Source organism: Kitasatospora putterlickiae (genome assembly GCF_039527695.1).
Taxonomy (GTDB): Bacteria; Actinomycetota; Actinomycetes; order Streptomycetales; family Streptomycetaceae; genus Kitasatospora; species Kitasatospora putterlickiae.
Window position 1 is genome coordinate 14,997 of sequence record NZ_BAAAKJ010000400.1, and the last position, 6,243, is coordinate 21,239.

7 protein-coding genes are annotated in these 6,243 nt (G+C 73.8%); 1 reads left to right on the forward strand and 6 read right to left on the reverse strand.

Features of this window, described 5'->3' with window-relative positions; genetic code table 11:
• Nucleotides 1–3 precede the first annotated feature (3 nt).
• The 6 genes from ABD308_RS34220 to ABD308_RS34245 all read right to left on the reverse strand — a co-directional run bounded on the left by ABD308_RS34220 (nt 4) and on the right by ABD308_RS34245 (nt 5,626).
• Entirely contained in the window at nt 4–231 is a 228-nt protein-coding gene (locus ABD308_RS34220; RefSeq protein WP_344343702.1) for a hypothetical protein, read from the reverse strand.
• A gap of 188 nt (nt 232–419) precedes the next feature.
• Complete coding sequence (locus tag ABD308_RS34225; protein WP_344343704.1) at nt 420–1,754, reverse strand: hypothetical protein; 1,335 nt, start codon at nt 1,752–1,754, stop codon at nt 420–422.
• A gap of 144 nt (nt 1,755–1,898) precedes the next feature.
• Nucleotides 1,899–2,588 carry an SDR family oxidoreductase gene (locus ABD308_RS34230; RefSeq protein WP_344343706.1) on the reverse strand — a complete coding sequence of 230 codons (690 nt, stop codon included), beginning with the start codon at nt 2,586–2,588 and terminating at the stop codon, nt 1,899–1,901.
• Nucleotides 2,589–2,601: 13 nt separating this feature from the next.
• On the reverse strand, nt 2,602–3,126 hold the full coding sequence (locus tag ABD308_RS34235; protein ID WP_344343707.1) for an LOG family protein: 525 nt from the start codon (nt 3,124–3,126) through the stop codon (nt 2,602–2,604).
• A 128-nt stretch (nt 3,127–3,254) separates the two neighbouring features.
• Nucleotides 3,255–4,394, reverse strand: a complete 1,140-nt coding sequence (gene mnmA / locus ABD308_RS34240) for a tRNA 2-thiouridine(34) synthase MnmA (protein ID WP_344343709.1) — start codon at nt 4,392–4,394, stop codon at nt 3,255–3,257.
• Between the two features lie 50 nt (nt 4,395–4,444).
• Nucleotides 4,445–5,626, reverse strand: a complete 1,182-nt coding sequence (locus tag ABD308_RS34245) for a cysteine desulfurase family protein (protein ID WP_344343711.1) — start codon at nt 5,624–5,626, stop codon at nt 4,445–4,447.
• 229 nt (nt 5,627–5,855) lie between these two features.
• Between ABD308_RS34245 and ABD308_RS34250 the strand changes: the two genes are divergently transcribed.
• On the forward strand, nt 5,856–6,243 hold a 388-nt coding region (locus tag ABD308_RS34250), incomplete at its 3' end, for an IclR family transcriptional regulator (RefSeq protein WP_344343713.1).

Here is a 6,243-nt window from a genome sequence, read left to right on the forward strand (position 1 = left end):
CTCTCAGCGCGTCCAGCAGTCCCGGACGGCGTTCCGGTCAGCGTGGGACGGGGCCGCGCTGCCGACGCCGGCGGCGTCGCTGCAGTTGGCGCCGGGCGCGTGGTCGACGTGGAGCGTAGTCGCGGTGGCGGACGCGCCGCCCGCCGTGACGGCCGGCAGGCCGACCGTCCCGAGCAGCGTCACGCCGACGGCCAGGGCCGTCCGGGTTCTGGACGCGCGGAGTCTGGACATGGGAAAGGCCCCCCTGTGCGTAGCGGCCGGCGGCCGCGGGATCCGGCCCCGCGCACCGCGCATCGGTGGAGGGCGTACGGATCATTCCACAGGGTGGCCGACGCGTCATCAGGCGTCCCACTACAGCGGCCCCGTACCGGGCGGGGGGCTCGGTACGGGGCCGCCGGAGGGTGCGGGCCGGGTGAGGGTCAGTACTTCCCGACGCCGTAGCGGTCGACCACGAGGTGCAGCGGTGCGCCGCTGGCGTTGTAGAACATGACCAGGTCGCTGCCCCGCTTCATCGGCACCACGACCTGGTTGGCGACGGTGTCGCCGGGAGCGAAGTTGAGGACGGACGTGTCGTTCGGGCTGCCCTCCGAGTACGCCTTGAGGTGCCCTCCGGCGCCCGGATCGGTCACCGTGACGTTCAGGGTCGCCACGGCCGGGTAACTGCCCCAGGCCGGGTAGACGGCCACGTAACCCCAGGCCGGAACGACGGCCGGCGTGCGGTAGTGCGGGCGACCCCAGTACTCCCGGGTGTCCATGACCCGCGAAGGGCCGGAGGGGTGGAAGGCGGCCCGGCCCTCGGCGCCGTAGCGGCCGGCCAGGTCGGCGACCAGGTGCACGGTCCCGCCGGAGTGGTTGTAGAACGACACCTTGCCGTCCTTCACCGGAACCGTCACGAGACCGGCCACGGTCCGGCCGGCCGTCCAGTTCAGGTTCGAGGTGTTCGGCGCGGCCTCACCGTGCGGGTAGACCGTCAGGTGCCCCTCCCGCTCCGGCTCGGTGACCGTCACGTTCATCGTCACGGCCGTGGCCCCGGCGGCGTCCGCGACCGGCAGTTCCAGCGTGCCGAAGGCCGGGACGGCCCCCGCCGACGGCACCCCGATCGGCTCCCGGGTGTCGAGCACCCGGGCCGGGCCCAGCGGCTGGAAGAGGTCGCCCTCGGCGCTGTAGTAGCCCGCCAGGTCGGCGATCACGTGCACGGTGCCGCCGGAGTGGTTGTAGAACGACACCTTGCCGTCCTTCACCGGAACCGTCACCTGGTTCGGGACCGTCCGGCCCGCGACCCAGTTCAGGGTGGAGGTGGTCTCCCTCTCGTCGATCAGCGAGGAGGGGCTCGACCACGCGTAGCCGAACGGGCGCACCGCGAGGTCGCCGTCCCGCGTCGGCTCGGTCGCGGTGACGGTCATCGTCACGGCTGTCACGCCGTCCGTCGGCACCCCGGCCACACCCGTGACCGGCAGGTTGACCGTCTCCCCCGGCGCCACGGCCCGGGCCGACGGGACCCCGATCGCCTCCCGGGTGTCCAGCAGCCGCACCGGGCCCACCGGCGTGTACGCGCTACCGCCGGTGCCGGTGTTGGGTACCGCCGGGCCGTCCTGCGCCACGTCCCCCTTGAGGTCGACGGTCGGTGTGCCGGGCGCGTTGTTGACGTAGGAAGTGGTGGCAGCCGCCTGCGCGCCGCTCGTCGCGACGGCCGGCAGACCGACCGTTCCGAGCAGTGTCGCGCCGACTGCGAGTGCTGTGCGAAGTCTGAACATGGAACCCCCCTGACAGGCCGACGGCCTGATGATATGCCAATCCTCCGTACCCGGACAGGACGAGGACGAACCCCAGGATCTTCGCGGTTCCGGCCGCCGAACATCAAGGGCACCGGACCTGCCGGCGCCCCGTCCGTGGACCTCCTACCGGCCGGGGCGGACCGTGATGTCGGTGATCTCCGCGTCCCGGGAGGCGTCCAGCGCCGCCAGCACGGCCTTGGCCACCGACTCGGGCTCGATCCACTGCCCGGCGTCGTACGACTTGCCCTCCTGCTGGTGCACCTTGACCTGCATCGCGGTGGCGGTGCGGCCCGGGTACACGGAGGTGACCCGTACGCCGTTGCCGTGCTCCTCCAGCCGCAGCGCGTCGGCGAGCGCCTTCAGCCCGTGCTTGCTCGCCGCGTACGCCGACCAGTCGGCGCTCGCGCGCAGGCCGGCGCCGGAGTTCACGAACACCACGTGGCCCTTCACCAGCCGCACCGAGGGCAGCAGCAGACGGGTCAGCTCGGCGGGGGCGACCAGGTTGACGTTCAGGGTGTCCTGCCAGGCCTTGACCGGCAGCTCGCCGACCGGGCCCAGCTCCACCATGCCGGCCACGTGCAGCAGCGAGTCCAGCTCGACCGGCAGCGCCTGGTGCCCGAAGGCCCAGGAGAGCTTCGCCGGGTCCCCCAGGTCGCCGACCAGGGTCTTCGCGCCGGGGAACCGCTCGCGCAGCCCGGCGGCCCGGCGGGCGTCCCGGGCCAGCAGCCAGAGCTCGTCGCCGCGTTCGGCGAGACGTTCGGCGAGGACGGCGCCGATGCCGGAACCGGCGCCGGTGATCAGATGAGTGGCCATGGTTCCGATCCTCTCAGGCCTTCAGCCGCTCGAAGACCTGGGCCGGGGTGTCGGCGAAGCCGATCAGCTCGGCGAGCGGGCGGGGGAGGAAGCCCTCCGCGTCCATCCGCTCCATCTGGGTGCGCAGGCCCGCGTAGAACCCCTCGGTGTCCAGGACGACCACCGGCTTGTCGTGCAGCGCGTGCTTCTTGAGCTCCAGCACCTCGGTGACCTCGTCCAGCGTGCCGAGCCCGCCGACCAGGACGACGACGGCGTCCGCGCGCGACAGCAGCAGCGCCTTGCGCTCCGCGAGGTCGGCGGTGGTGACCAGCTCGTCGGCCCCCTCGTACGCCTTGTGCTTCAGGAACTCCACGGATATCCCGACCAGCCGCCCCCCGGCCGCCTTGACGCCGTCCGCCAGCTCCCCCATCAGCCCGGCGTTCGAGCCACCCCAGACCAGCGTGTGACCCCCCTCACCGAGGAGCCGGGCGAACTCGGAAGCGGGGGCGGTGTAACGGTCGTCGAGCGGGGCGGCGGAGCAGAAGACGCAGATATTCATAGTGGATCCGGTCTATCACGCCCCGGCGCCCTCCTTCACCACCTTTGTTCCTCAGCCCCGGTACGGCACGAGCGCCGCCGGGCTCAGCGCGAAGCCGAAGGGCTCAGCGATGCGGATCGGGCCCGGGTTCAGGCGGTGACGGCGGGGCGGTGGGTGGTGGCGATGGTGGCGGAGCCGATGACGCGGGGGCCGTCGTAGAGGACCACGGCCTGGCCGGGGGCGATGCCTCGGGCGGGGGTGTCGAGGGCGACGTGGAGGGTGTCGTCCACGACCGAGGCGGAGACCGGGACCTCCTCGCCGTGGGCGCGGAGCTGGGCGGTGTAGCGTCCGTCGGCCACCGGCTCGGTGCCGCACCAGCGGGGGCGGATGGCGGTGAGGGCGGTGACGTCCAGGCCCTCGACCGGGCCGACGGTGACGGTGTTGTTCACCGGGGAGATGTCCAGGACGTAGCGCGGCTTGCCGTCGGCGGCCGGGCGGCCGATCCGCAGGCCCTTGCGCTGGCCGATGGTGAAGCCGTACGCGCCGTCGTGCTCACCGAGCTTGGTGCCGTCGACGTCCAGGATGTCGCCGGTCGCGGTGCCCAGGTGCCTGGCCAGGAAGCCCTGGGTGTCGCCGTCCGCGATGAAGCAGATGTCGTGCGAGTCCGGCTTCTTGGCGACGGCCAGGCCGCGCCGCTCGGCCTCCTCGCGGATGACGTCCTTGGTGGTGTCGCCGAGCGGGAAGAGCGAGTGGGCCAGCTGGTCGGCGTCCAGCACGCCGAGCACGTACGACTGGTCCTTGGCGGCGTCGACGGCCCGGTGCAGCTCGCGCGAGCCGTCCGGGAGGTCGACGATCCGGGCGTAGTGGCCGGTGCAGACGGCGTCGAAGCCGAGCGCGATCGCCTTGTCCAGCAGCGCGGCGAACTTGATCTTCTCGTTGCAGCGCAGGCACGGGTTGGGGGTGCGCCCGGCCGCGTACTCGGCGACGAAGTCGTCGATGACGTCCTCGCGGAAGCGCTCGGCGAGGTCCCAGACGTAGAACGGGATGCCGATCACGTCGGCGGCGCGGCGGGCGTCCCGGGAGTCCTCGATGGTGCAGCAGCCGCGCGCGCCGGTCCGGAAGGACTGCGGGTTGCTGGAGAGCGCCAGGTGCACGCCGGTCACCTCGTGCCCGGCTTCGACGGCACGGGCGGCGGCGACGGCGGAGTCCACCCCGCCGGACATCGCCGCGAGCACACGCAGGCGGCCAGTGGCGGACGGAGCGGTCGGGGCACCCGGGAAGTCAGTCATGATGCCACCAAGAGTACGTGGTTCCGGCGGACGCCTGCCCTCGGAAAAACCTACCGCCGGACGGCCGCCAGGCCCGCGTTGCGGGCGCGCTGGACGGCCGGGGCGATGGCCTCGGCGAGGGTGGTGACGTCCTCCCGGCCCGAGGTGTGGCCGAGCGAGAACCGCAGCGAGGCGCGGGCCAGCAGCGGGTCGACGCCCATCGCCAGCAGCACGTGGCTGGGCTGCGGGACGCCGGCCGAGCAGGCCGAGCCGGTGGAGCACTCGATGCCCTGGGCGTCGAGCAGCATCAGCAGCGCGTCGCCCTCGCAACCGGGGAACGAGAAGTGCGCGTTGGCGGGCAGCCGCCCCTCCGTCGCCGGGTCGCCGTTGAGCACCGCGTCGGGGACGGCGGCCAGCACCGAGGCGACCAGCTCGTCGCGGAGCGCGCCCAGCGTGACGGCGTGCTCGGCGCGCCGCTCGACGGCGACGGCCGCCGCCGCGGCGAAGCCGGCCGCGCCGGGGGCGTCCAGGGTGCCGGAACGGACGTCGCGCTCCTGGCCGCCGCCGTGCAGCAGCGGCACGGGCGTCGCGCCGCGTGACAGCAGCAGCGCGCCGATGCCGAACGGGCCGCCGATCTTGTGGCCGGTGACGGTGAGCGCGGTGAGCCCGGAGCCGGCGAAGGAGACCGGGACCTGACCGAGCGCCTGCACCGCGTCGGCGTGCATCGGGATGCCGTACTCGGCGGCCACGGCGGCGAGTTCGGCGACCGGCTGGACGGTGCCGACCTCGTTGTTCGCCCACATCACGGTGACCAGCGCGACCGAGGCCGGGTCCCGCTCGATCGCCTCGCGCAGCGCCGCCGGGTGGACCCGGCCGAGCGCGTCCACCGGCAGGTAGTCGACGGTGGCGCCCTCGTGCTCGGCGAGCCAGTGCACCGCGTCCAGCACCGCGTGGTGCTCGACCGGGCTGCACAGCACCCGGGTGCGGGCCGGGTCGGCGCCGCGGCGGGTCCAGTACAGGCCCTTGACGGCCAGGTTGTCGGACTCGGTGCCGCCGCCGGTGAGGACGATCTCGCTCGGCCGGGCGCCGAGCGACTCGGCCAGCGACTCACGGGCCTCCTCGACCACGCGGCGGGCCCGGCGGCCGGCCGCGTGCAGGGAGGAGGCGTTGCCGACGACCCCCAGGTGCGCCGTCATCGCGGCGATCGCCTCGGGCAGCATCGGCGTGGTCGCCGCATGGTCCAGGTATGGCATAACCATCCGATTGTAGAGGCCCCCCGGCCGGCACCGGACCGGCACGGACGGACGTGATCCGCCGCATCGCCCCGCAGCGCACCGATCCGGCCACCGGACGCGGCGCACCGCCGCGCTGCCCGTCCGGGCAACCCGGTACGGGGCCGGGCCCGCGAACGGTTAGCCTGACGGCCACCGTTCGCGCGGACGGGGCGGAAGCAGGAGGCGGAACCGGGAGTCGGGGGGCGGAATGTCGCAGTCCCTGGACCGCGCCCTGACCCTGCTCGGCTCGCTCGGCGACGGCCCGGTCACCCTGGGGCAGGCCGCCGCCTCGATCGGCGTGCACAAGTCCACCGCGCTGCGCCTGCTGCGCACCCTGGAGGAGCACGGCTTCGTCCACCGGTTGTCCGACCGCCGCTACCGGCTGGGCGGCCGGGTGCTGTCGCTGGCGCAGCGGGCGCTGCAGGAGATCGACGTCCGGCAGGTCGCCGCACCGTACCTGGCGGCGCTGCACGAGCGCTTCGGCTGCACGGTGCAGCTGGCGGTGCTGCAGGACGACGAGGTGCTGTACCTGGACGAGCTGGCCGGGCGGTGGGGCGCCGCGGCGGGTCCGCCGCCCCGGATCGGGCGGCGGGACC

Excerpts from the sequence above, each read along its gene's own strand:
- ABD308_RS34220 (WP_344343702.1), bottom strand. The coding sequence starts at position 231 with ATGTCCAGACTCCGCGCGTCCAGAACCCGGACGGCCCTGGCCGTCGGC.
- ABD308_RS34225 (WP_344343704.1), bottom strand. The coding sequence starts at position 1,754 with ATGTTCAGACTTCGCACAGCACTCGCAGTCGGCGCGACACTGCTCGGA.
- ABD308_RS34230 (WP_344343706.1), bottom strand. The coding sequence starts at position 2,588 with ATGGCCACTCATCTGATCACCGGCGCCGGTTCCGGCATCGGCGCCGTC.
- ABD308_RS34235 (WP_344343707.1), bottom strand. The coding sequence starts at position 3,126 with ATGAATATCTGCGTCTTCTGCTCCGCCGCCCCGCTCGACGACCGTTAC.
- mnmA (WP_344343709.1), bottom strand. The coding sequence starts at position 4,394 with ATGACTGACTTCCCGGGTGCCCCGACCGCTCCGTCCGCCACTGGCCGC.
- ABD308_RS34245 (WP_344343711.1), bottom strand. The coding sequence starts at position 5,626 with ATGCCATACCTGGACCATGCGGCGACCACGCCGATGCTGCCCGAGGCG.